Genomic DNA, 25938 nt, shown 5'->3' on the forward strand with positions numbered 1-25938 from the left:
AATGAAGAAAACAGCGCTAATTAAAACAAGCTTACGTGAAATTAGACAATCTACTACACGGTTTTTATCGATTATGGGGATTATTTTCCTTGGTGTAATGGTCTTTGTTGGTTTGAAAGCTACTGGACCAGATATGATTAAAACCGCGAATAATTATTACCAGAAAGAGCAGCTTCCAGATGCGCGAATAATTTCTACAATGGGACTGGAAAAGAAAGATTTAACAACACTACAGTCTTTAAAAGATGTCGAAACAGTTGTGCCGCGGTATACAATAGATGCCACGATTGGGCCGCAAAATAATGCAGTAAAATTGTTTGGCTATCGAAAAAAACAAGCAGGATCGGTTAACTATCAAGTAGTTGACGGTCGGTTACCTAAACAAACAAATGAAATTGCATTAGATACATTAGCGAAAACTAGATATGACTATAAAATGGGTGATAAAATCACTTTAAACGATGCAGCGATTAAAGAAAAAGGGCTGACACAAACTCATTTTACTGTTGTTGGATTTATCAATTCACCAGAATATATTGATAATACATCCAGGGGAACCACAACGGTCGGTTCTGGAACGTTAAACTTTTTTGGCGTGGTTTCGGAAAAAGCCTTTGACAGTCAACGGTATCCAGAATTGCTAATCTCATTTCGTTCATTAAAACATCAAAATACGTATTCCTCTGATTATGAAAAGAAAAGAGAGCAGGCCTTAAATCAAGTAAAAGAGGCACTGAAAAATCGGCCAGAAGAACAGGTTGCGGCTCTGCGTGATTCGGCTCAGCCGGACATTAACCAAGGTCGGCAAGCGCTGGAAACGGGAAAACAAGCACTTGCGCAGTTGGAGCAACAACCAGGAATTCCAGCTGAGATGCTTGAAAAGCAAAAAGACGAATTGGCTAAACAGGAACAACTGTTGGCTGAAAAAGAAACAGAGCTAGCCAATTTGAAAGCCCCAACGTATTATTATTTTACCAGGGAAGACAATCCAGGATTTTCTGAATATCAAGATAACGCTGATCGGATTTCTTCTTTAGCCACGCTGTTCCCGTTGTTCTTTTTCCTAATTGCGGCATTAGTCAGCTTAACTACCATGACACGTATGGTGGAAGAAAAAAGAATGGAAATTGGTAGTTTGAAAGCTTTAGGTTATCGTAATCGTGAAATTGCTTCGATTTTTATTACCTATGCAACGGTTGCTAGCCTAACAGGTGCATTATTAGGATTGGCAGTTGGCTATTATCTATTCCCTAAAATAATTTTTGATGCCTACGGTCAAATGTACAATATTCCTGATTTAGTTACACCGTGGTACTTAAATTACAGTTTATGGGGCATCATTGTAGCCTTAGCTTGTACTGTGGGAGCGGCCTTAGTGACATTAAGAATCGATTTATTAAGTACACCAGCTACCTTGCTAAGACCCAAAGCGCCGAAAGCAGGACAACGGATTTTACTAGAACGAATCCGCCCTTTATGGCAACGCATGAGCTTTATTCAAAAAGTGACCGCTAGAAATCTGTTCCGCTATAAACGACGGATGCTGATGACCGTTATCGGAATAGCTGGTTGTATGGGGCTGTTAATTGTTGGTTTTGGTTTACGCGATTCAATTGTGGATGTCGCTACAATTCAGTTTAATAAAATCTGGCATTACCAAGCAGTCGTGACTTTTAAAGAGCAAACGACACCTGAAGAGACAAAAGAGTATCAAGAAACGTTGCGCAAACTGGATGGTTTGAATAAAACAATTCCGTTATATTCAGAAATCTTTAAAACGAAGGGCAAAGGCGCACCAACTCAAAATATTACTCTTTATGTGCCACAAGATCCTTCGAAAATGGCTGAGTTTCAATTATTTAATGATCGAGTCACTGGAGAAAAATATTCCCTCAACGATGACGGTGTAATCATTAATGAAAAATTAGCTAAATTATTCGGCTATAAAGTCGGAGATCACTTAAATTTAGAAAATAGTGATAATCAAACCTATCACGTGAAAATTGCCGCGATTGCAGAAAACTACACGGGTCATTTTGTCTATATGACGCCGAAACTCTACCAGACGATGATGAAACAGAAGCCGGAGTATAATACAGAATTCCTACTTTTTGACAAAAAGTTATCCTCAAAACAAGAAACCTCAATCGGAGAGGCGTTGACAAAACAGCCGAAAGTGTTGAACATTACGTTTTTAACTGCGATGAAAGGTTCGTTTGATGATATGCTGAAAAGCCTTGATATTGTCATTTGGGTACTAATTGCTGTTTCTGGTTCTTTAGCGTTAATTGTGTTATATAATTTAACCAACATTAATGTTTCTGAACGGATTCGAGAACTTTCCACGATTAAGGTTTTAGGGTTTTACGATCGTGAAGTCACCACCTATGTTTACCGTGAAAACATTATTTTAACGTTCATTGGTATTATTGTTGGCTGCTTCTTTGGGAAAATTTTGCATCAATATATTTTAGCAACCGTTGAAGTTGATTTAATTATGTTTTCGCCAATTATTCATTGGCCAAGTTATCTGTATTCCGCAGTCATCACCATGTGTTTCACGTTGTTTGTGATGGTCATTATGCATCGGAAATTGAAGAAAATCAATATGATTGAAGCGTTAAAATCAAATGAATAGCACATTTTAAAAACGAGCAGTCCGTAGAAGTTCGATAATTCTAGGACTGCTCGTTTATTGCTGCTTCTTTTATTAAGAAAAAATAGGTCTTAAGATGTATCTTTTGAGATTTATTTGGAAATTACTACTCTTTTTATTTAAAAATTGGTACACTATTACTAGGTTATAGCACAGAAAGGAGTGTGGGAAAAGTGTTAGAAGGTCTACCATTGGAAACGGTTTATTTTTATGCATTAGTGGGGAGCGCGGTCCTCGCTTTTTTACTAATTATTTTTGGGGATGTTTTTAATTTTGATGGACCGGTGGACCCAATGCTGATTATTCCATGGATTGCTTTTACCTCGCTGTTTGGGTACCTTGGGGAAGAATTAACAGCGGTGAATAGTTGGCTTATTTTAATTGTCAGTGGTATTCTTTCAACCATTATTGTTTTCTTCCTAAATTTTTATGTGTTGGTCCCTTTGAAAAATTCGGAGGCCACAATTTCTATTTCGGAAAAAGACATGGAGGGTCGTGTTGCTACTGTGATTACCCCAATTCCTGTCCGGGGAATGGGCGAGATTCAATTGAAGAGTGTCACAGGTTCGTTAAGTCGACCAGCAGCATTTTATGTGCCACAAGAAGTGGCTGCGCCAAGAGGTAGTGAGGTATTGATTATTGAATTGAAAGAACGGGTTTGTTATGTCATTCCTTACGAAGGCAGTCTAAAAATATAGAGTAGGAGAGAAGAAAATGGGGATTTTGTTACCGATTATTATTGCAGTTTTAGTATTATTAATGTTATTAATTGTGTTTGTTTCTAAATATCAGACAGCCAAACCTGATGAAGCGTTAATTATCAGCGGGAGCTATCTAGGCTCTAAAAATGTTCATGTAGACGAAGGTGGCAACAAAATTAAAATCGTTCGTGGCGGTGGTGCGTTTGTCTTACCAGTGTTCCAACGTTCAAATCGAATTAGTTTGCTTTCAAGCAAATTAGATGTTTCTACACCAGAAGTGTACACAGAACAAGGGGTTCCTGTGATGTGTGATGGGACATCAATCATTAAAATTGGTTCGTCAGTTGAAGAAATTGCGACAGCAGCGGAACAATTTTTAGGAAAAACAACGGAAGAATTAGAAAATGAAGCACGTGAAGTATTAGAAGGACATTTACGTTCGATTTTAGGTTCAATGACAGTGGAAGAAATTTACCAAAATCGTGATAAATTTAGCCAAAGTGTACAAGAAGTTGCCAGTGTTGACTTAGCTAAAATGGGCTTAGTTATTGTGTCGTTCACAATTAAAGAAGTTCGTGATAAAAATGGATACTTGGATTCATTAGGGAAACCAAGAATCGCTCAAGTTAAACGTGATGCAGATATTGCTGAAGCAGAAGCCTTGAAAGAAACTCGCATCAAAAAAGCGGAAGCTGAAAAAGAATCACAACAAGCGGAATTGCAACGTCAAACAGAAATTGCAGAAGCTTCAAAAGAAAAAGAATTGAAATTAGCGTTATACAAACAAGAACAAGACATTGCCAAAGCCAAAGCAGACCAAGCCTATAACTTGGAAAGCGCCCGTGCCCAACAACACGTGGTGGAACAAGAAATGGAAGTCAAAGTCGTTGAACGTCAAAAACAAATTGAGTTAGAAGAAAAAGAAATTACGCGTCGTGAAAAACAATACGACTCAGAAGTGAAGAAAAAAGCAGATGCAGATCGTTATGCACGCGAACAAGAAGCTCTTGCTCAAAAAGCACGCGAAGTAGCAGAAGCCGAAGCAGAACGCTTCAAAGTTGAAGCATTAGCCGAAGCGGAAGCCAATAAAACGCGTTTAACAGGTCAAGCGCAAGCCGAAGCTATTTTAGCTCGTGGTGCAGCGGAAGCCGAAGCCAAACAAAAGATTGCTGATGCCTTCAAAGAATATGGTGAAGCAGCTGTGTTAAGTATGGTGATGGAAATGTTGCCACAATTAATGAAAGAAGCAGCACAACCATTGGGCAACATCGACAAGATTTCAGTGGTAGATACAGGCGCAGGTGGCGAAAATTCTGGCGCCAACCGTATTACCAATTATGCAACAAACTTGTTGGCTGGTACACAAGAAACACTAAAAGAAACAACGGGCCTCGACGTGAAAGAGCTAATTGAAAACTTTTCTAAAAAAGGTACCTCAAATAGCGTGAACTATCATGCAACAGAAGGTTCAGAAAAAGAATAGAAATCAGCCTTTAAGGAGTAGCGAATCGCATTTCGTTACTCCTTAATGCTGTATTGAAACGATAAACGAACAATCTGACAGAGAAATAGCAAGTGCTTGTTTTGTTTCAAAGATTCTGATAACATAGAGTTCTTGGAGGGATAGAGATGTCAAAAAAGAATAAAGATATTGAAGTACGTGTTGAAGAAGAAAAAGCCCAATACAATGGAGCGAACGTTTTAATGAACAAATTATTTATTGGTAAAAAAGAAATCGGTCGTGTCATTCCGCAAAATGATAAAAAATTCATCATTGAAATTGATGGTAAGCAAGAAGGTACAGCAAAAAATCTGGACGAAGCCTTTGAAACAATTATTCGTCAATGGAATTTAAGTGAATAAAAAATAAATAACAATTTTTTTAAAAAAAGGGTTGCTTTTTTCTGGAAAAGATTGTATTATAACTAAGTCAGGTCGTTACAGCGACAATGACTTTTTGGAGGAATAGCGAAGTGGCTAAACGCGACGGACTGTAAATCCGTTCCTTAGGGTTCAGTGGTTCGAATCCACTTTCCTCCATTTTCTTTTTGGGGTATAGCCAAGCGGTAAGGCAACGGACTTTGACTCCGTCATGCGTTGGTTCGAATCCAGCTACCCCAGTTTTCAGAACATTTCTGGTAGAGAGATGTTCTTTTTTTGTATAATTATATAACAAAAATGAGGTAAGATTTTCCTCATGTACAGGCTAGAAAAGTTTTCATTTATATAAGAATATGCTAAAGTATTAAGAAAGAATAGTCTGGAGTTGATAAGAATGAACTTTAAAGAAAAAATTACAGAAATGGTTGAAAATGTTTACGATTTAGCACGCGATGGTAAGTATGATGTCAAAGTTGACTTAATTCCTCGTAAAAAAGGCAACATCAAAAGTGGTGTTAAAGTCACTTCTTCAAGAAATACAGCCCACAATATCAAATGGCGTTCAAAAAACTAATTCGTCTTTAACAGAAACACCGGAGCAGACAAAATTATTGTCTACTCCGGTGTTTTTATTTTTCTAATTCGATGCCTAAGACAGTTAAATGCCCATTACCAACTAATTTGATAACTAATTGGGCTAAGTGGTTGGGTGTCATATCCGTCTCGCTAGTAATCCACCAATGAAGGGTACCGATGAAGATAGAGGTCATGTATTCAATAACAAAATCTATCGGTACATCAATATCATTTTCGGTAATACGCAACTGCGAAAAAATCGTCGCATATTTTTCTTCGATAATTTCAGCTAAGCGTTTTCGAAAGTGTTCGTTGAAATTATTGTCCATGATAGTTAAGAAGAAAGATTTGTTCTCTTGAATGTTGATGTAGAGTTGCGTCAGAAGTTCTTCAATGTGCTTCACGCGGACACGGTTGCCATTAACCAGTTGTTGCGAATCAAGAATAGCGGTAAAAGCACTAAGCGTAAAGGTGAAGATTGCATCATATAAATGCTGTTTGTCTTTAAAATGAGCATAAAAAGTCGCACGATTAATCATAGCTTCATCAGCAATATCCTGAATCGTCACCGCTTCGTAGCCTTTCGTTTCTACAAGTTTAAAAAAAGCTTCAATAATCATTTTTCTGGTTCGTTGTACTCTAAGGTCTGTTTTCTTTGCCATCATAAATTCCTTTCGAGATAGTCAACATTCGCGGAAACTTTGTTGTTTATCTCACAAAATAGGGTAAATTGCTTGTTGCAAATCATTTAGAACCTTTCTAAAATAGGTATATCTATTATAACAAACAGTTTGTATAATAATCAACAAACTGTTGGGAAATGAAGGGGTATTTTAATTGATGGTTATGAGAGCAGGGATTGATGTTGGGTCAACGACAGTAAAATTAGTATTTTTAAATAAACAAAATCAGCCTATTTTTACAAAATATGAACGCCATTTTTCAGATGTCAAAGCAGCAACGGAACGCATTTTAAAAGAAGGGCTAGCAAGGATCGGTGCAGACCAACCTGTGACAATGAGCATAACTGGCTCTGGTGGTATGGGGCTGGCTGAGGTATTAGGGATTCCCTTTGTTCAAGAGGTTATCGCGTGTACACGAACTGTTGAAACAATAATACCAGAAACGGATGTTGCTATTGAACTTGGCGGAGAAGATGCAAAAATCACTTTTTTTGATGGTGCTTTAGAGCAACGAATGAATGGTAGTTGTGCAGGTGGGACAGGCGCCTTCATCGATCAAATGGCTGTTTTACTTAAAACGGATGCCAATGGAGTGAATGAATTGGCGAAGAATTATCAAACTATTTATCCGATTGCTTCCCGCTGTGGGGTTTTTGCCAAAACGGATGTTCAACCTTTAATCAATGAAGGAGCAGCGAAAGAAGATATCGCGGCGAGTATTTTTCAAGCGGTAGTTAATCAAACAATCGCCGGGTTAGCTGCTGGTCGCAAAATTAAAGGTAAAGTAGCGTTTTTAGGGGGACCTTTATTTTTCATGTCAGAATTGAGAAAACGGTTTGTTGAAACCTTAGCAATTCAGCCAGAAGATGTTATTTTTCCAGAACAACCGCAACTGTTTGTAGCAATGGGTGCAGCACTTTATTCAGAAGATGCAGCCGAATGTACATTGGAAGAATTAATTCAGCGCTTAGTGAACAGCCAGGCTACTGATTTACAGCCGAGCGACACGTTACCACCGTTATTTAACAGCGCAGAAGATTTGGCAGATTTTCGAGAAAGACACGCGCAAGCTCAAGCAAAGGAGAAACCTTTATCTCAACATACTGGCGTGACCTTTTTAGGGATTGATGCAGGCTCCACAACGACAAAAGTCACATTGATTGATGAAGATGGTCATTTGTTGTTTTCTTTTTATGGTAATAACCAAGGGCAACCTTTAGAAACCACCATGACAGTACTGAAATCACTTTATCAACAACTGCCTGAAGAAGTTTTTATCGGAAAAGCGGCTGTTACAGGATATGGAGAACAGCTAATAAAAAATGCGTTAAAAGTCGATATTGGTGAAGTTGAAACGATGGCCCATTACAAAGCAGCCAACCATTTTCAGCCAGGTGTGGATTTTATTTTGGATATCGGAGGACAAGATATGAAAGCGATGACCATTAAAAATGGCGTGCTTTCCTCGATACAATTAAATGAAGCTTGTTCTTCTGGGTGCGGTTCTTTTATCGAAACCTTTGCGCAATCTTTAAAATATAATGTGAAGGATTTTGCTTTGGCGGCTTTAGAATCGCAAGCGCCTGTTGATTTAGGTTCTCGGTGTACTGTTTTTATGAACTCAAAAGTGAAACAAGTTCAAAAAGAAGGGGCCTCTGTCGGCGATATTTCTGCTGGACTATCTTATTCAGTCATCAAAAATGCCATTTATAAAGTCATTAAGGTTCGCCGACCTGAAGAGTTGGGAGAAAAGATTGTCTGCCAGGGAGGAACATTTTACAATGAAGCGGTCTTGAGAGCTTTTGAAAAAATTAGCGGTCGTGAAGTGGTTCGTCCTTCTATTGCTGGTTTGATGGGGGCCTATGGGGCAGCGCTGATTGCTTTGGACGCTTATGAAATTGGGGAAGAAACCACGCTTCTTTCTTTAGAAGAGTTAGCGGCATTTACCTCTGAAAAGGAATTTACTCATTGCGGCTTGTGTGAAAACAATTGTCAATTAACGGTCACAGTGTTTTCAGATGGGCGCCAATTTATTACGGGAAATCGCTGTGAACGTGGTGCGCGAATTAAAATTAAACGAGAAGAACGCAAAGTGAATTTGGTTGATTATAAGTACCGCAAGTTATTTAAGTACCGACCTTTGCGGGAAAATAAAGCGTTTCGTGGGCGCTTGGGTATCCCTAGAGTCCTAAACATGTATGAAAATTATCCTTTGTGGCATACATTTTTTACTGACTTAGGCTTTCGGGTCGAATTATCGCCACGTTCTAATAAGCAAATCTATGAACAAGGCCTTGAAACGATTCCCAGTGATACGGTTTGTTACCCAGCGAAAATGGCGCATGGACATATTCAAGCATTAATTGATGCGCAAGTGCCAATCATCTTTTATCCTGGTGTCGTTTTTGAACAGCAAGAAACATTGGAAGCTGATAATCATTTTAATTGTCCAATTGTGCAAAGCTACCCAGATGTCATTCGAAATAATGTGGATGCCATCAGAGAGGGCCAAGTGGATTATCGAAATCCCTATCTTAATCTAGCGAATGAAGCTGCAGTTGCCAAAGTTTTAGCTGAAAATTTTGCTGATTTAGGGATTTCCTTAGAAGAAATTCAAACAGCGCTGCATCATGGTTATCAAGAATTAGCAGCCTTTAAAAAAGAAATTCAAGAAAAAGGCGAAGAAACGTTAGCCATGTTAACTGAAAAAGGCGAGAGAGGAATTGTCTTATCGGGACGACCGTATCACTTGGATCCAGAAATTAATCACGGCATTGCCGAAGTCATTACACAGGAAGGATTCCATGTCTTGACAGAAGACAGTATCTCGCATCTTGGAGACGTGCAGAATTTACGTGTGGTGAATCAATGGGTCTATCATTCTCGCTTATATGCGGCGGCTAAAGTAGTGGCTAAGACGAAAAATTTAGAACTTGTCCAACTGAATTCCTTTGGTTGCGGCTTAGATGCTGTGACAACCGATCAAGTAGAAGAAATCATGGATCGGTCTGGCAAAATTTATACAGTCCTCAAAATCGACGAAGGCGCGAATTTGGGCGCAATTCGTATTCGATTGCGCTCCTTGAAGGCGGCTGTCAATGAGCGGGAGAAGCAACAGTTTGTTCCGCATATGCAAATGGAAGAGCCAGAGAAAATTGTGTTTACAAAACAAATGAAAAAAACACATACCTTACTGTTACCAATGCTTAGCCCGATTCATCAATCTGGATTAGTCGATGTAGCATTACAAGCTTCTGGCTATCATGTCGTCTGTTTGCCTGCGCAAGACAAAGAAGCTGTGAATGTCGGGTTAAAATATGTCAATAATGATGCGTGTTACCCAGCAATTATTTCCATCGGACAACTAGTTGAAGCTTTGGAAAGTGGTCAATATGATTTGGATAATGTCAGTGTCTTAATGACGCAAACAGGGGGCGGTTGTCGCGCAACGAATTACATTCCATTATTACGAAAAGCCTTAAATGATGCTGGTTTTTCTCAAGTTCCTGTAGTTTCAGTTTCGATGGGCAATAAAGGAGTCGAATCCAATCCAGGATTTAAATTTACGTTGCCAATGGTCAAACGCTTAGTAGTTGCCTTTTTATATGGTGACTTATTCGAACGAGTAGTTTATCGAACAAGACCTTATGAAACAGAAAAAGGAATGGTAGATCAACTTCACCAAGATTGGCTAAAAAGAGTGGAAGCCAATGTCCGGAATGGTTCGCTGACACAATTTAATCACTTCATGAAAAAAATTATTCGGACGTTTGATGAAATTCCTTTACAAGAGATAAAAAAACCAAAAGTCGGTGTGGTCGGGGAAATTTTAGTGAAATATTCGCCGACAGCGAATAATGATATTGTGCGTTTGCTAGAAGAAGAAGGTGCTGAAGCAGTTGTGCCAGATATTGTTGGCTTTATGAACTATTCTTTGTACAATCAAATTTGGAAATACGAAAATATGGGCATGTCAAAACAAAGCAAACGTTTAGCAGAATTTGCGATAAAAATCATTGAATTGGTAGAAAAACCAATGGATAAGGCATTGAGAAAATCGGTTCGTTTTGATGGTATTCATTCCATTTATGATATGGCAGCAGACGCAAGTAAAATTTTATCAATTGGTAATCATACGGGTGAAGGTTGGTTTTTAACAGCTGAAATGATTGAGCTCTTAAAACACGAGGTGAATAACATCGTTTGTATGCAGCCGTTTGGGTGTTTACCAAACCATATTGTTGGAAAAGGGGTCGTGAAAGAGCTGCGACGTCAATATCCGCAAGCAAACATTGCGGCGGTGGATTATGATCCAGGGGTATCTTTGGTTAATCAGTTGAACCGAATCCGTTTGATGATGGCCACAGCGAACAAGTTGTTGAAAGAAGAAAATGTAAAAAGATAATAACTAATAGCAATTCGTTTAAAAACATTTGACTTGGTCACTTTTTACTGACTAAGCCAAATGTTTTTGTTATAAAAAGAAAGCATGCAACTAGACCAACTTTGATAAAAATTCCAATTCCTCTTTTATTTATCATTTTTTGGTTGTTTATACGGTCTATACCAGTTATAATAGAAGAGGAGATGAACGAAGAGGAGGAAGCGTAAATGGTTCAAAATATACCAATTTATATTCAAATTCACGATAAAATCAAAGAAGATATTGAAAAAGGTGTCTGGAGTATCGGGGATCGTTTGCCCTCTGAGCGAGAATTAGCCTTGAAATTTGATGTTAGTCGAATGACCTTACGCCAAGCCATTCAGACTTTAGCAGACGAAGGGATTTTAGAACGAAAAATTGGTTCAGGAACATATGTAGCACGTAAGAAAGTTCAAGAAACAATGACAGGTACCACTAGTTTTACAGAAATTACCTTGTCTCAAAATCGCGTTCCTTCTAGTCGGACGGTGTCTTATTTTGTAGCGAAACCTAGTTCTAGTGAGATGGAAAAATTACAACTAGGTCCAGAAGATTCAATTTTACGAATGGAAAGAATTCGTTTTGCGGATGACATTCCGATTTGTTTTGAGGTGGCGAGCATTCCTTATTCATTGGTCTCGCAATATGGCAAATCTGAAATCACGAACTCTTTTTATAAAACACTTGAAGCCAAATCTGGCCACAAAATTGGCCACTCTAACCAAACAATCTCTGCTGTTCAAGCATCGGAGCAGATCGCAGAATATTTAGAGATTAAACGAGGCGATGCAATTCTGCGTGTGCGCCAAGTATCCTATTTTGAAAACGGACTACCTTTTGAATATGTTCGTACGCAGTATGCAGGAAGTCGATTTGAGTTTTATTTAGAGAAGTAGAGAAAAAGAATGAATAAAAGATAGGAAAACTTATCAATGTGATAAGTTTTCCTATCTTTTAATTTTTTTTTTGCTAAAGAAATAAATTGTTTTTTTAATAAAATGCATATTTACTTATTAATTTATCTGACGTTAAAAAATAACGATTTAATGGAATTTGTTTATTTTTCAAAATTTTATTTAAATATTTTTTAAATAATTTTTATTTATCAGTTATTTTTGTTTTTATTTTGATAAATATTGATTTGGATGGATTTGTAATGTTGTTTTTAAGAGTTTTTATTTGTTTATTTTATTGTTATAATTATTTTTATGCGAATACGTATATTTTTAAATAGTTATTGACTATATTTTTTATATATAGTTATAATATTTGTAACAGGTAATAAAACTATAAAAAATGTGGAGGGATTACTTATGGCAGGATCAATTGCTGTAACACCAGAACAACTGAAATCACAAGCGAAAGTATATTCGCAAGCATCGTCTCAAATTCAAGATGCAATTCGTAAAGTGAATTCAATGAACCAACAAATTTCACAACAATGGAAAGGGCAAGCATTTCAAGCGTATCTGGAACAGTACAATCAATTGGAAGATAATGTCAAACAGATGGAAGAATTATTGATTAGTATTAATCAACAATTAAACAAATATGCAGACACTGTCGCAGAACGTGACCGTCAAGATGCAGGATCATTTGGCTTTTAATTGATCAAAGATTGAAGCGCTAGCGCAATGAATTGCACTAGCGATTTTTCTAAAGGAGAGAAGATAATGGAAGGGAAAATAAAAAAAGGTATCCCTTTTGCCTTAGCAATTGGAGCAACTTTCTTGTTATTACTTTTTTTCATTCATTTAGGGTTTAAAGATGAGAACGTGACTCGAAGTAGCAAAGATCAGACAACAAAGATGCAGTACGCATTAGTTAATGAAGATAAAGGCGCAAGTTTTGAAGGAAAACGTTATGCATTAGGTTCTGATTTTGTCACATTAATTAACAAAGATACAGCTAATCGATGGGAAACAACGACTCGGAATATCGCAACATCTGGGGTTGAAAATGGACAATTCGATGCCCAAATTATTATTCCGCAAGATTTTTCGGAGAAATTATTGTCACTACAAGCTGTTAGTCCAGAGCAGGCTTCTGTTGAATACCAAGTGCGAGACGGACAAAATGAATTGACCAATCAAGCAATTCAAGACAAAGTAAATACTATTTTGAAAGATTTTAACCAACGCGTAATTCAGATGTATTTTTCCAGTATTGTTGGAAATTTAGTTATCGCACAACAAAACGTTAACCAAATCACTGATACGCAGTTGCTGTATCAAAATCAATTAGAAGAAACAATTCAGCAACCATTTAAAGAAATTCCCATGAATTATACGACAGTATTAAGTACGGCTAGTATTTTAGATGAGGACAATAAATTATTTACAAACGAGCAAGAAGCGTTTGTAAAATCAGTACAAACCTTATTAGAAAGCAACAATCGGAGCTTAGAATCAACTAGTAAGACAACGGAAGATACGAAAAAATCAGTGGGCGAGTATTCGAAAGAAGCAAATGAAAAAATAAAAAAATCAATTGCACAATTTAATGAACAGTTTGAGAGACAAAAACAAGAATTGACTAATCAATGGGAAAGTGACACGACAGTATACAAACAACAATTCGATCAACTAAATGGAATGGTAATCAATCAGTTTAGCTCCTTCTACACACCAAGTGAACAAGGAAGCTCAGGGATTTATGCTGACTTTTTATCAGAATCTAAATTATTTCAAGAAACACAAAGCAATCGCATTGGCGAACTACAAAAAGAAATCGCAGAACTACATATGCAAGTAGAACAATTAACTGCGTTAAAAAAGCAAATTGCGGCTACATATTATAATGATCTTGAAGCAACACCTGAGATAGCAACAGACACTCAAATTAAGCAAGCGATTATTCAGTTAATTACGAACGAAAAAGAAAATATACCTAACTTAGATAAAAATTATCAGGAAAGATTGGAAGAATCACTAAGTGAAATTTCTTTTGTAAGTTTAGAAAGACTCGTTAGTGAATTAGAAATGAATAATAGGATTTCAGTTGAACAAGGCAATCTTTTCCGTGATGAGTTACAAATTATTCAGCGATATGCAGAACAACATGAACTTGATTTCACCAATTCAAGCCGCTTTATGTATTTGGAACCTAAACAACTTCATGAAGATACTATAGCGATTCCACAAGAAAAAGTAACTTTTTCACTAGCGACAAATCAAGAGTCGGTTATTTCATTACGACAAACCAATACACAAAATGGCGAATTGTCACTTCTTTTAGATGATTCAAAAGTTCAAACAATTAAAACATCTTTGAATCAGCAGTTAGCAGGTACAGGTTACAGCATTGATATTTCAGCAATTACCCCAACACAGCTAACAATTACCAAACCAGTCAAAATACAAGCTGAGATTCCTGAGAATGATGAAGTGGACGAAGAAAATACGCAAGAAGAGTTGGCAGAAGAATCCGAAGATGAATCTGAAAAAGTAACTGAGCCAGTAAATGATTTGCTCTCACTTCCAGAAAAACTTTCCTTAACGATTGACTTACCAATGTCTTGGCAACTGACACCAGAACAACAAAAAACAGCATTTAATCAGATTGATTATTCTTGGTGGGTAAATAATGAGCTTCAAAATGCACGTTCGTTCGCTGTGTATATTGCAATGGACCAACCATTAGTAACCGATATTCCTGAAATCATGAAGCAATTTCAACTTTTAGATACTGTATCACAACAAATTGTGACTTTATATGGTACGCCTAATCAAAGTCTATCTATTCAAGAGTATGCAGCAATGTTAACCGCTCCTGAAAATCAGGATAAAACAATTGAAGAGTTAGCAGGTGAGACATCCATTTACTGGATGTACGACAATATCACTGAAAACGAGCAAACCATGATGATTACAGATAAATTATTAGACGAATATAAAAAAACAGGAAATCAATTATATCGAGAAACAGATGAACAAATTAATCAATTAAAACAATTAATTGGTACTGAGACAGATCAAAATACAGACGGACGACCTACAACACTTTACGGAACATTAAATTTAATGACGGTCCCTGAAAAATTATTACGAGAAGCGGAGAAATTAAATACATGGTTTGATGAAGCAACAAAACAAGTCAATGCGACATATGCTACTTGGCAAGAAGCTGGAAAAGTGGGAGCTACTTCTGTAATTGATGAAAGAAATCCACATCCAGAAGAAAATCAAACCAGCACTTTAGATGTAGAAACAGAAAATTTAGTTAAAATGATGCAAACGTTAATGCAAACAACGAAAGAAACTAGTCTAACAACAGCTGATTCAGCAGCCAAAGTCAAAGATGTTGCCCAGACTATCAAAGAATTGAAAGCCTCAACAACCAAAGTTCAAGATCATGCGCAAAATATCTTAGCAAACTTAAATGATTCAATTGATGAGTCAAAGAAAACAACCAAAGAAAATGAAGAGTATGCCAAAACATTTGAAAAAGTATTGGCTAATACAAGAGACGGCGGTGCTGATAATCCACGGGTATTTAGTTTCCTTGCGAGCCCAATTCAAGGAGAAGGGATCTTTGGCGAAACACGACAAGTCTCTTTAATTCCCTATTACGCTACCTTGATTGTTAGTATTTTAACATTCGTTATTGTGCTAACTTTCCAAGGCTTTATGAAGAAAAGAACAGTTACTGTAGCGGATGCGTTGGTTGAACCAACCAGAGTTTGGCAAAATATACCAAATCTGTTATTACTCTTGATTACGGTTATTTTGTTTGGGAGTGTCTTTTCACTTCTACTGGTGTTCAATGTATCTCAAATAAATCGATTCGCTTGGTTTAGCTATAGTTTCTTAGTATTTGCTAGCGGTGCACTTTTGGTTTGTGCTTGTTTACGCCAATTTAAAAAACTTACTTTATATGTTTATGGAGCTATGCTGGGGTTATTTTTCATGTTGACACCTTTATTAGGCATTGCAACAAAGGTAGGCTCATTAAGCAATTGGCTCTATCGTTTATCGCCGCTTCAAAATATCAAAAATGGCTTTACTGCTTTAGTAAATGGCGTACAAATTAGTTGGGTTAGTTACCTTATTTTAATCGTTTTACTTGTTTTAGGTGTTGTCCTTAACTTGTTTGTACGACCGGAGGAATAGCCATGAGAAAATTAATAAAAATAGTGATTGTTTTAAGTGTTAATATGCTCTATTTGTCATTGTCATCAACAAAAACAAAAGCAGAAGAAGTAGGCGCTTTAAAAATAAATAATCAAGTGATCTACCAAGACAATCAGCAGAAAAAAAACGTAGAAGTGAATTTCATTATTCCAGATTTGTTTTTGCCGATAAAAGCAGAGAGAGAAAAAGAAGTCAATCAAAGTAAAACGAGGGTTGTCAACGAAGCAAAAAATGATGTATTTAGGACAGAACAGAATGCAAAAACATTAGCAGTTGATAAAAAGGTAAGGCCTTTTCTGTTCAAAGAGACGGCAACGGTCACTTCTCCTGAAAGCGTTGAATCTCTTGAGGTTCACCGAGAAATATCCATAAACTTTTGGTTGTACAGTGGTATTTTTTTAGGAAGTATAGTTATTTTATTCGTTGGTGTTTTTCTAGGAAACCGTTTTTCATATCATCGTGCACAAAGCGGAAATTAAGGAGTGAAAGAAACATGAACAAAAGAACATCGATTGGTATCGGCTTACATGTGTCGAATCAAATTATTGATTTGCAAATCCCTAATCAGGTATCAGTTGCACGTTTAAAAGAATTGTTACTCGAATCGTTTGAGCTGTTGCCAAACCGTTTGCCAGCATCATTTGAATTGGTTGTTTTGAATAAACCAATTCATTTAGCTGATAATCAATTAATTGTAGATTATCCATTAGGGAATGGCGACCAACTAGTAGTAAAAGAAATTATAAAGGAGACACATGGATGAGCGAGTTAAAGGATATTTCAGAGACAATCACTTTAGATGCAACAAAAGAATATGTTCAAGTAACATTACAAGCAAATCAATATCAGTTAGAAAGACTAGAACAGTTTCAACAATTTTTAAAATCAAGTCGTGGATTTTTATCGGGAAAAATAATACAAGCAACGGAAGAAGCGTTAGTGATTCAATACCATAAGGATCAATATATGCAATCCATTTTACAAGCGATAAAAAAAATGGATCAATATGAGCGATTATTGTTAGCGCAAAGAGTTCATTATTTGGTTGATTTCTTAGGTACGCCGGTCCAACCCTTTATTCATCCAGAAAACATCTATATCTTGGGAGAAGAATTATTAATTGCTCATCGTGGTTTTATGCAGGTCATTGTGCCTTATTCAGCAGATGAAAGAGAATTTTTTAAACAATATCGAGCACTGATTTTAGCAATCTTACATCCAAAGTATGAGTATGAACAATTAATTCAAGGGAATGGCACCCTGAAAGATACGCTATCTAAACAATTACAAGAGGCGAAAACAATCAATGAAATTGAGCAAATCATTGGTGAACAAGTCATTCGTCAAAAAGCCAAGCGTGAAGCAGAAACCAAATTAGTGAGTAAAAAAAGGTATTTAACCTTTAAATGGGCCAGCTTAGTGTTATTGGCTTTAACGCTACTTTTTGCAACTACAACAGGGATTTATGTCTTAAAAAAATTACCAGCCCAAGAGCGAGTGAGTTTGGCAGAAGCGCAGTATATTTCTAATGACTATGCAAGTGTTACGAAAACATTAAAAGAAGATACACCAGAAGAATTACCGATAGGAGCTAAGCATGTTGCTGCTGTTAGTTCTGTCCAACTAGATAATTTATCAAATGAACAAAAAACAGCAATTTTAAATAATTTATCTCAAAAATCTAGTGAAAATACCTTACTTTATTGGATTTATATTGGCAAAGGAGACTTTGAAAAATCATTAGATATTGCCCAAAATTTAGGCGATAACCAATATATATTACATGCCTATACAAAATTATATGATGCAACCAAAGCCAATAACAAAATGAACGGCGAGAAAAAACAAGCATTGTTAACAAAATATGAAGAAGCAATTGATAAATACATGAAAATCTTGGGAGGAAAAACGGATGACAACGAAAATCAGTAAAAAATTGGTCTCTGTGAATGATCAAATTCATATATCTAGCATGATTTATTTTGACATTTTTTATTTTGGTCCCCAACTTCTTCACCGTCAAATTACGGCTAAAAACCCAAGTGTTTCAATCGATCAACAATTATTTTTTTACGAAAATGAAGAATTATTCTGTAATGGTGAAACCTTTGATTCTGTTGAAAATTTTTCTGTTTTTCCCCACGAAGAATTAATTACTGTCACCACCAATAAACCGCAGAAAGATTTTTTAATTGCCTCTGCCAAAAATGCTGCGATTTCATTAGAAACAGATGCCATCATCAATATTACACTAGCACCAGAAACTGGGGAATACACAGCAACGATTTATCCCGGAGAAGATACGATTTACTACAATCATTATTTAGTTAAAAAAGGAAGCTATGCTTTTGCAGTCGGTGATCAATTAGTTGTCAATGGCTTAATCATTGAAGTTCGGGAAAAACAATTAAAGTTAACAAGTCTAGGAGCTACATATTCCCTGAATCCTTGGCAAATTGTCGAAGAGGAAGTTATTCCAGAATATCCTGTCGATTTCCCGTCATTTCGACGAAGCCCACGGATTCACTTGAAGGAGCCAAAAAAACAAATAGAAATTGCTGCCCCAAAAACCAAGCAAACAGAAGGGAAAAATGAACTGTTACGGACGATTGTCCCACCTTTAGGAATGGTCGTTTTGAGTGGCGCAACAAGCTTTTTAAGTGGGGGCAATCCAATTATGATGCTTAGTATGGGCGGAGCGAGTTTATTGACGGCTGGTTTTTCAGTCTCTAGTTATTTCACCAATAAAAAAGAAACAAAGCAAAAGAATATCGAACGGACAAATAGCTACGAACAATATTTAATACAAGAGAAAGCTCATTTAAGTATACTGCAACAAGAACAAAAAGAGGCCTTGGAATATATGAATCCTGCCATGAACGAATTAGCCTTAATGACAAAAGAGTATCATGCACGAATATATGAACGCATGATGACTAATGAAGATTTTTTGACAGTTCGCTTAGGGGTTGGTGAAATTTCTTCAAGTTTTACGACAAATTATCAGTCAACGGAAGATGATTCACTAAGTCAAGAAGCTGAAGAACAATTAGTATGGCCATATAAACAATTAGAAAAGGCGCCGATTGTTGTACCACTAATGGGACAAACCTTAGGATTGGCGGGAACACCTGCTGTTTTAAGGACAGCCATTCAAACGTTGTTATTTCAAGTGTCTGTTTTACATTCCTATCGTGACGTAGAGTTTGTTACTTTAGTACCAGAGGAAGATTATCAGAAAGATTGGCATTCTTGGCGTTGGTTGCCACACGTCAAAATCCGCAGCCTGAATTTGCGTGGGATTGTTCATGATCCTCAAACAAGGGATATGGTTTTAAATTCTTTCTATCAAATGATTACGAAACGTCGTCAACAAGTGCGCGAAGCCGGCAATTAAAAAGTTCACTTTCAACCACAGTACATTCTGTCGATTTTAGAAGAAAGCTGGTTGTCAGGGCATGGCTTAAATGAATTTTTAGCTGAAGATATGAGTCAATATGGTGTGACAGTTATTTGGGGAAAAGATGCTTTAAATATGTTACCAGAAACGACAACTACACTGATTGAGTATCAAAGTAGTGAAGCGGCGACTTTAATTAATCAAAATAATAAATATGTGAACCAAAACTTCGTTCCTAATCATTTACCGACTGCTTATCCGCTTGCTTATGCGATTCAGCGCTTGGCGAACTTGCAGCATGTGGAAGTGGAGAAGAATGCGGTGCCAGAAAGTCTGAGTTTACTTGAGCAATACGAAGTAACAAGGATTGAAGAATTAACTATCGATCAACGTTGGTTGAATGCGCAGCCAAATAAATCAATTCGTTCACTAATTGGCTGGCGTGGTAAATCAGATTATGTCTATTGGGACTTACACGAACGTTTGCATGGGCCTCATGCACTTGTTGGAGGGACCACAGGCTCAGGAAAATCAGAATTTTTAACAACTTATCTAATTGGCTTAGCGATTAATTTTTCTCCTGAAGATATCGGCATGTTGATTATTGATTGGAAAGGTGGCGGAATAGCCAATACATTAGATAAGCTACCGCATTTTATGGGCGCTATTACCAATTTAGACGGAGCCGGAACAGCTAGAGCCTTAGCCAGTATCAAAGCAGAATTGGATAAACGTCAACGAGAATTCGCCAAATATGGTGTGAATAATATCAACGGATATATGAGTTTATACAAACAACGACACGAACCGAAACCTGATATTATCTATCCTACTAAACCATTGCCTCATTTAATTTTGGTTTCTGATGAATTTGCGGAATTAAAAGCGAATGTTCCAGAATTTTTAGATGAGCTAACTTCGGTGGCTCGGATTGGCCGTTCATTGGGTGTTCATTTAATTTTGGCGACACAAAAACCAAGTGGTGTGGTAAATGATCAAATTGAAGCCAATAGTACCAGTAAAATTGCTTTGAAAATGGCCAGTGTCCAAGATTCTAATGAATTATTAAAAACGCCAGATGCAGCTCAAATTACCAATCCTGGTCGGGGATATTTAAAAGTTGGGGAAAATGAAGTTTATGAAATGTTCCAAAGTGGTTATGCGGGGGTTCCTTACGATCCTGACCAAGTGATGGAAGAAGTGGTGGATGAACGGCTATATCGGATCAATGATTTAGGCCAAACTGAATTGCTTTATGATCCAGGTGAAGAAGTGGTTCAAGGCAAAGATAAGAGCGACTTACCAACCCAATTGGAAGCTGTTATTACTACGATTGGCGAAATTTTTGAACAATCAACACTGACGATTCCAGATAAACCGTGGTTACCTAATCTTGAAGAAAAAATAGCAACACCAAGTATTGGAAAATCAAATGATCGTAGCCTTAAAGTACCAATAGGCTTACTTGATATTCCTGCAAAGCAAGCTCAAGAAGTCTATGAATATGATTTGGAGAAGTCCAGCCATACAGCAATTTTTGCGAGTCCAGGATATGGGAAATCGACGATTTTACAAACGATAGCAATCAATCTTGCCCATAAGAATACCCCTGAGCAAGTACATTTTAATTTATTAGACTTTGGGAATAACGGGCTACTTCCGTTGAAAGATTTGCCCCATGTGGCAGACATTGTGACGTTAGAAGAAGACGAAAAATTGCAAAAAATGTTGGATCGAGTTAGCCAATTACTAGCGCAAAGAAAGCAACTATTTAAAGAAACTGGCGTAGCTAGTCTAATCCAGTATGAAGCGAAAACACAGCAAAAATTACCAATCATTATTAATTTGCTAGATAGCTATGATGGTTTAAGTTTAGAAGATCAACGGAAAGACGGGATTGACGAGCTGCTTTTACAACTCTTAAGAGATGGTGCTAGTCTTGGCGTTTACTTAATTTTTACTGCGAGCCGTTCTGGCAGTATTCGGATGAATATGATGAGTAATATCGCAACTAAAGTCGTTCTTTATTTAAATGATGAAAGTGAAATAGGTAGCTTGTTAGGTAGAGATGCTTTAATGGCTCAAGCAATCAGCGGACGTGGGCAAGTCATGTTGGATACGCCAACGGCGATTCAATTTTACTTGCCAGCAGAGGGTGAAAATAGTGCAGAATTATTAGAAAATTTGGAAACCAAAGTGGCTACGATGAATCATGACTGGGTGGGAATTCGTCCTGAAAGAATTCCAATGGTTCCTGAAAAATTATCACATGAACAATTCCAACAATTTGTGCCAGAAAAAGAATTGAATCAGTTATATTTGGGATTAAACAAATTAAGTGCTGAACCAGAAACTTTACCCTTATTCCAAAGAAAAACGCTAGGTATTTTTCCAGAATCTACTAAACAATCCCAACTAATCTTTCCATGGTTTATGCAGCAAATCAGTGAATTAACTGTCAATTATGAAGTTGTCTTGATTGATGTAGCGGGGAACTTAGAAGAATGGTATGAAAAAGTATCCCTTTATATTCAACGAACACAAGTAGTACAACAGAACGTGGAATTGAAAGAAGCGTTAGAAGCAATGTTAATTGATGAAACGACACAACGAATTGTGATTATTAATGGCTTGGCAGATTTGGTCGATAAATTATCATTGGATATTGATAGTCTGGCTTATATAACAAATAGCCCTATCGGCAAACTACAGTTAATTTTATTAGATACTTCAGCAAAGCTTACATCTACTTACAGTAGTTTTATTTCGACAATCAAAGAAAATACAGAACAAGTTCTTTTCGGAGGTACATTGCAAAATCAATCATTTGTTGAAAATGTTCCTTATGATCAGCAAAATCTTCCTGTCCCTAAAAATGTGTTACATCGCTTAAAAGAAGAAGTATTAGATAAAATTGTTGTGCCAATGGAGGTGAACAAATGAGTGAAGATTTAACTACCCCTTTTTTACCATTGGGGAGTGTGTTGAAGTTAAAAGATACAACCAATGATACATTATATTATTTCATTGTTGCTCGAGCGATTGCCAAAAATGGTAACGGAGAAATTGTTTCTCGTTATAAAGTTGCACCACATCCTTTTGGGGATATACCAACACAAGAAGTCTTTTCAATTGAAGTAGAGCAAATTATAGAGGTTTTGTTTGAAGGTTTTTCTGATAAAACGGATGAAGAGTTTTTGGAAAATTTACTTTCACAAATGAACGGGAGTGCAGAATCGTTTCCAAAGGATTCTGAACCGGAGGTTGAAAAAAGTAGTGAACTAGAAAAAACGGAAATGGAAACAAATGGAGACCCATTTTATTATTTTAGAAAAGGAGGAGAGGACTAGATGGGAAAGATTGCCTCAAATCAAGGAGCCGCACAAGCGGCGGTTTCTGGAATTAGTAATGTATCGGTGAGTGGAGGACAAAAGTGTACGCTAGGAAAGAGTAATCTTTCTGGTATGAAAAAAGGTGCGCAAGTCAGTAATCAGCTTGTAGCCAACGTATCAAAGATGGTGGAATGTGTAAATAATCAAGCAAGTAAGTTTCCTAAATTAGCCGCAGTCATCGCAGCACGTGATAGCAGGACAAGATTTAAATAAGAGGATTATAAAATGAAAAATAATGAGCAGTTACGAGCGGAATACAATCAAAAAATTATTGAAAAAGAGCACGAAATATCTTCAATTTCTAGTGTAAAGAGACAAGTTCAAAACTTATTTGACACATTAGAAGGAGATTTAACGCAAAATATACGTAAGTTAGAAAATCTGAATCATGAATTAGCTAAGAATGGTAATCAAGAAGCAAGATGGCTACAAGAAGATTATCTTCAGAAGCAGCAAAAGCAAACCTCTACTTTTCAACAAGTTCATCAGGAATTTTATCAACAATGTGTCAGAAAAAATGAACAATTAAACGAAGAACGTCTTGAATATCAAAAAGAAAGGAATGAATTGCCATGGGATTAATCTATTCAAGTAGTGACAGCGATGCCATCAAAAGTTCATTAGCAACGAATCTCTCTATTGCTCGGACAGCAGTCAGTAATCTAAACTCTGGTAGTCAGCAATTAATCGCAGCAATCGATGGCCAGACATTAGCAGGAGCAGCGTATACCGCAGGGAAAGGGTTATTTTCAGAGTTAGTGATTCCAACAATCAAACGTGTTTCGAGTGCAGTAGATAATGTTCAAAGAGATTTGAATACGTTCTCTTCAGCGGACAGTTTTATTGCCAGTGAAGGTTATTTGGAAGAAGACAACTTAAATGAACAATTAACATTATGTAAAAGTTCAAAGACAGCTTTGGAGAACGCTGAACGTACAGCCAACATGATTGCCAATGCATTGCCAGAGCCCTTACTATCAGAAATGATAAGAGGGATGCAGCGAGATTTCGCGAGGCGAGCGCAAGACTGTCAAAAGGATATTCAACGGATTGAAAAAAAGTTGAATAAGCTAAGAGAATTTAATGGCAAAATAAGTGGGCTGTTTCAAGAAAGCTTAGCTGAATTTAAACTGGCTATGCAAGGCATAATGGTGTTGAATGGAACAACAATTCATGCGGATGGTAGTTATACATTGCCAGAAGGAACGAGTAAAGAATGGTTTACAAAAATTCAAGGGATTGAAAGTTTAGAAGAAGCAAAGAAAAATCAACAAAATATGGCAAAAATGATTAATGACTTATTTAAGAAGAATCCAGCGGCAGCTATCGAAAAAGTCAAAAAAGATAAACGATTGTTTAACTATATTATTACTGCCTTGGATTCAGATAAAGTACCAGAGAAACTGAAAATGGCAGCATTAGAAATATTTATTTTTCAAGAAAATGTGAATGATTGGCCTAAAGAAAAAGTGCTGAAGGTTTTAAGAAGTTCGGAGCTGGCTATTTTAGCAGAAAAGTTGCCGCTAGATAAACAAGCTCAGTTATATGGGGTATTATTTAAATTAAGTGAAAAGGGTTGGGAAGTTTTAGCACCAATGGGCCACTTGACGGGTGTTTTGTCAAAAAGCTCATTAGGTTCACGAATCATTGCAGGTTCCAAAGTAGGTTTAGCTGAGTTTAAAAAATTGAAAGCTGTTTCTGATTTTTTAAAAGCACATCCCGTACTGAAAGAAGGACTATTATATATAGGAGATGGTTTAACCTTCCTTTCCTATGCCTATGAAAAGAATACACCAATCCCAAAAGTCCGGCCTACGGAGATGAAAGTAAGGCTATTTATGGAGGAATAAACTTATTTTTATGGAATGCAGGACCACTAGAAGGAGCACAATATGGAGGACCTGTTGGAGCTTTGGCTGGAACGGTGAATTATTGGGCACAAGGAGGCGGGTTATCTGATATTCCTATTGTCAATAATATCCCCTATATAAAGGATATATTAAGTTGGATTGATGAAAAACACACCTTTTTAACGGAAGAAGATAAAAGAAACTGGTTAAATGAACAATACGAAAATTATGGTAAACATGTAGCATATACTACTGATAAAGATTATCGTATTGGTGTACGTCCAGAAAGCGGAAGTCCTAGTTTCAATCCGAAAACAATTAACAAATAAGAAAAACTTATAATTTTAAGGAGCTTTAAAATGAAAAGAAAATGTGACGTCCTATCAACAATATCGTTGAATGAAGCAAAAGCGGTTATTGAGTGGAAAGATATTTCTTTTGCCAGACTTGGAGAAGAGAAGCAAAAATTTTCCCTAACTTTAAAAAAACGCATTTTTCTACTAGTTGGTTTAGTTATACCGATGTCAATGTTATTTATATTTCTTAATGATTTAATTGGAAAAAAAATGAATTTTATCTCCAGCTTAATTGGTGTACTTGCTGAGGCTACTATCATAGGATTAATGCTTTATTGTTTCTTTAAACATAGTCAAAAATATTTAGAAAATAGCGAATATCAAAGTTTTTCCTATGATATTAGTAAATTAATGTATATTTCTTATTTTTCAGCTGGATTTGGTATGGATAAAGGAAATCCATTTGTTAATCTTGTTGTTTCAACTTTTCTTATCTTAACGTTTGTCATTTTATATCATATTGTGGAAAAAAATCTTATTTTACAAGAGGTAAATAGAATGTTTAATAAGAATTATAAAGTTTTTAAAAGTTTAAATCTTTTGCTTAAGTTCTCAGGATGGATAATAGTAATTATTTTGGTAGGAATGCAATTATATAGGCTTAATAAAAGTTGAGTAGATAAAAACTATATAAATTAAATGTTTTATTCGGATGGATTATTTAATGATTTTTTAGGAATATTTATTGGTATACCTATGTTGTTAGCTATTACCTTAATCCCAACCTATTTTTTATTTCGCCCCGTTAATTATGTAAAAGGAAAACTAATTAAGATGTATTCCGAAGAATTCCGTCAAGAATATGGCTTTACAAAGCAAGAATGGTATGGTGAAGATAGTTAGAACAAAAGAGGTCAAGTTTGAACCTGACCTCTTTTACATAATATA

Annotated in this window: 20 protein-coding genes, 2 tRNA genes and 1 pseudogene; 22 read left to right on the forward strand and 1 reads right to left on the reverse strand. The window is 36.4% G+C overall.

The genetic code is table 11. From position 1 onward, the window contains the following. Position 1 precedes the first annotated feature (1 nt). The 7 genes from IGJ20_RS05985 (at position 2) to IGJ20_RS06015 (ending at position 5812) form a co-directional block, all read left to right on the forward strand. On the forward strand, positions 2-2638 hold the full coding sequence (locus IGJ20_RS05985; protein WP_233701247.1) for an FtsX-like permease family protein: 2637 nt from the start codon (positions 2-4) through the stop codon (positions 2636-2638). A 182-nt stretch (positions 2639-2820) separates the two neighbouring features. Then, positions 2821-3354 carry a hypothetical protein gene (locus IGJ20_RS05990; RefSeq protein ID WP_002357809.1) on the forward strand — a complete coding sequence of 178 codons (534 nt, stop codon included), beginning with the start codon at positions 2821-2823 and terminating at the stop codon, positions 3352-3354. Between the two features lie 16 nt (positions 3355-3370). After that, positions 3371-4840 carry a flotillin family protein gene (locus tag IGJ20_RS05995; RefSeq protein ID WP_002357808.1) on the forward strand — a complete coding sequence of 490 codons (1470 nt, stop codon included), beginning with the start codon at positions 3371-3373 and terminating at the stop codon, positions 4838-4840. 146 nt (positions 4841-4986) lie between these two features. Next, on the forward strand, positions 4987-5220 hold the full coding sequence (locus IGJ20_RS06000; RefSeq protein ID WP_002357806.1) for a DUF2969 domain-containing protein: 234 nt from the start codon (positions 4987-4989) through the stop codon (positions 5218-5220). 96 nt (positions 5221-5316) lie between these two features. Beyond that, a tRNA-Tyr gene (locus IGJ20_RS06005) sits at positions 5317-5397 on the forward strand. A 9-nt stretch (positions 5398-5406) separates the two neighbouring features. Further along, a tRNA-Gln gene (locus tag IGJ20_RS06010) sits at positions 5407-5478 on the forward strand. 154 nt (positions 5479-5632) lie between these two features. Continuing rightward, positions 5633-5812 (forward strand): hypothetical protein, encoded by a 180-nt coding sequence (locus tag IGJ20_RS06015; protein ID WP_002357804.1) that lies wholly within the window; start codon positions 5633-5635, stop codon positions 5810-5812. Positions 5813-5867: 55 nt separating this feature from the next. On the opposite strand, the gene IGJ20_RS06020 is transcribed toward IGJ20_RS06015, so the two are convergent. Beyond that, complete coding sequence (locus IGJ20_RS06020; RefSeq protein ID WP_002357803.1) at positions 5868-6479, reverse strand: TetR/AcrR family transcriptional regulator; 612 nt, start codon at positions 6477-6479, stop codon at positions 5868-5870. A 175-nt stretch (positions 6480-6654) separates the two neighbouring features. Between IGJ20_RS06020 and IGJ20_RS06025 the strand changes: the two genes are divergently transcribed. The 15 genes and pseudogenes from IGJ20_RS06025 to IGJ20_RS06095 all read left to right on the forward strand — a co-directional run bounded on the left by IGJ20_RS06025 (position 6655) and on the right by IGJ20_RS06095 (position 25893). Next, positions 6655-10902, forward strand: a complete 4248-nt coding sequence (locus IGJ20_RS06025; RefSeq protein ID WP_430605287.1) for an acyl-CoA dehydratase activase-related protein — start codon at positions 6655-6657, stop codon at positions 10900-10902. Positions 10903-11108: 206 nt separating this feature from the next. Next, positions 11109-11816 carry a GntR family transcriptional regulator gene (locus tag IGJ20_RS06030; protein ID WP_002357800.1) on the forward strand — a complete coding sequence of 236 codons (708 nt, stop codon included), beginning with the start codon at positions 11109-11111 and terminating at the stop codon, positions 11814-11816. A gap of 417 nt (positions 11817-12233) precedes the next feature. Beyond that, positions 12234-12527 carry a WXG100 family type VII secretion target gene (locus IGJ20_RS06035; RefSeq protein WP_430605270.1) on the forward strand — a complete coding sequence of 98 codons (294 nt, stop codon included), beginning with the start codon at positions 12234-12236 and terminating at the stop codon, positions 12525-12527. Between the two features lie 27 nt (positions 12528-12554). Continuing rightward, a complete protein-coding gene (gene esaA / locus IGJ20_RS06040; protein ID WP_202522498.1) occupies positions 12555-16031 on the forward strand; it encodes a type VII secretion protein EsaA in 3477 nt (1158 codons plus the stop codon). 2 nt (positions 16032-16033) lie between these two features. Then, positions 16034-16531, forward strand: a complete 498-nt coding sequence (locus IGJ20_RS06045) for a hypothetical protein (protein ID WP_033594680.1) — start codon at positions 16034-16036, stop codon at positions 16529-16531. 14 nt (positions 16532-16545) lie between these two features. Further along, complete coding sequence (locus IGJ20_RS06050) at positions 16546-16815, forward strand: EsaB/YukD family protein (protein ID WP_010824590.1); 270 nt, start codon at positions 16546-16548, stop codon at positions 16813-16815. Next, entirely contained in the window at positions 16812-17984 is a 1173-nt protein-coding gene (gene essB / locus IGJ20_RS06055) for a type VII secretion protein EssB (protein ID WP_202522499.1), read from the forward strand. The genes IGJ20_RS06050 and essB overlap by 4 nt, the downstream gene beginning before the upstream one ends. After that, positions 17965-22395, forward strand: a pseudogene (essC, locus tag IGJ20_RS06060) (type VII secretion protein EssC). Before essB ends, essC begins: the two are co-directional and overlap by 20 nt. After that, entirely contained in the window at positions 22392-22802 is a 411-nt protein-coding gene (locus IGJ20_RS06065; protein ID WP_016617253.1) for a DUF4176 domain-containing protein, read from the forward strand. Before essC ends, IGJ20_RS06065 begins: the two are co-directional and overlap by 4 nt. Beyond that, a complete protein-coding gene (locus IGJ20_RS06070) occupies positions 22803-23057 on the forward strand; it encodes a hypothetical protein (RefSeq protein ID WP_033594686.1) in 255 nt (84 codons plus the stop codon). A 12-nt stretch (positions 23058-23069) separates the two neighbouring features. Then, positions 23070-23426 carry a hypothetical protein gene (locus IGJ20_RS06075; RefSeq protein WP_033594688.1) on the forward strand — a complete coding sequence of 119 codons (357 nt, stop codon included), beginning with the start codon at positions 23070-23072 and terminating at the stop codon, positions 23424-23426. After that, the gene (locus IGJ20_RS06080) at positions 23417-24694 is read left to right on the forward strand and encodes an LXG domain-containing protein (RefSeq protein WP_231414704.1); all 1278 of its coding nucleotides are present in this window, start codon (positions 23417-23419) and stop codon (positions 24692-24694) included. The genes IGJ20_RS06075 and IGJ20_RS06080 overlap by 10 nt, the downstream gene beginning before the upstream one ends. 62 nt (positions 24695-24756) lie before the next feature. Continuing rightward, positions 24757-25023 carry a hypothetical protein gene (locus IGJ20_RS06085; protein WP_231414705.1) on the forward strand — a complete coding sequence of 89 codons (267 nt, stop codon included), beginning with the start codon at positions 24757-24759 and terminating at the stop codon, positions 25021-25023. Positions 25024-25089: 66 nt separating this feature from the next. Continuing rightward, a complete protein-coding gene (locus tag IGJ20_RS06090) occupies positions 25090-25665 on the forward strand; it encodes a hypothetical protein (RefSeq protein ID WP_430605272.1) in 576 nt (191 codons plus the stop codon). Positions 25666-25689: 24 nt separating this feature from the next. Further along, positions 25690-25893: a hypothetical protein gene (locus tag IGJ20_RS06095; protein WP_202522637.1), complete on the forward strand. Its 204-nt coding sequence runs from the start codon at positions 25690-25692 to the stop codon at positions 25891-25893. The last annotated feature ends 45 nt before the right edge of the window (positions 25894-25938 follow it).

This window comes from Enterococcus sp. DIV0294 (assembly GCF_050558155.1).
Lineage (GTDB): Bacteria > Bacillota > Bacilli > Lactobacillales > Enterococcaceae > Enterococcus > Enterococcus faecalis.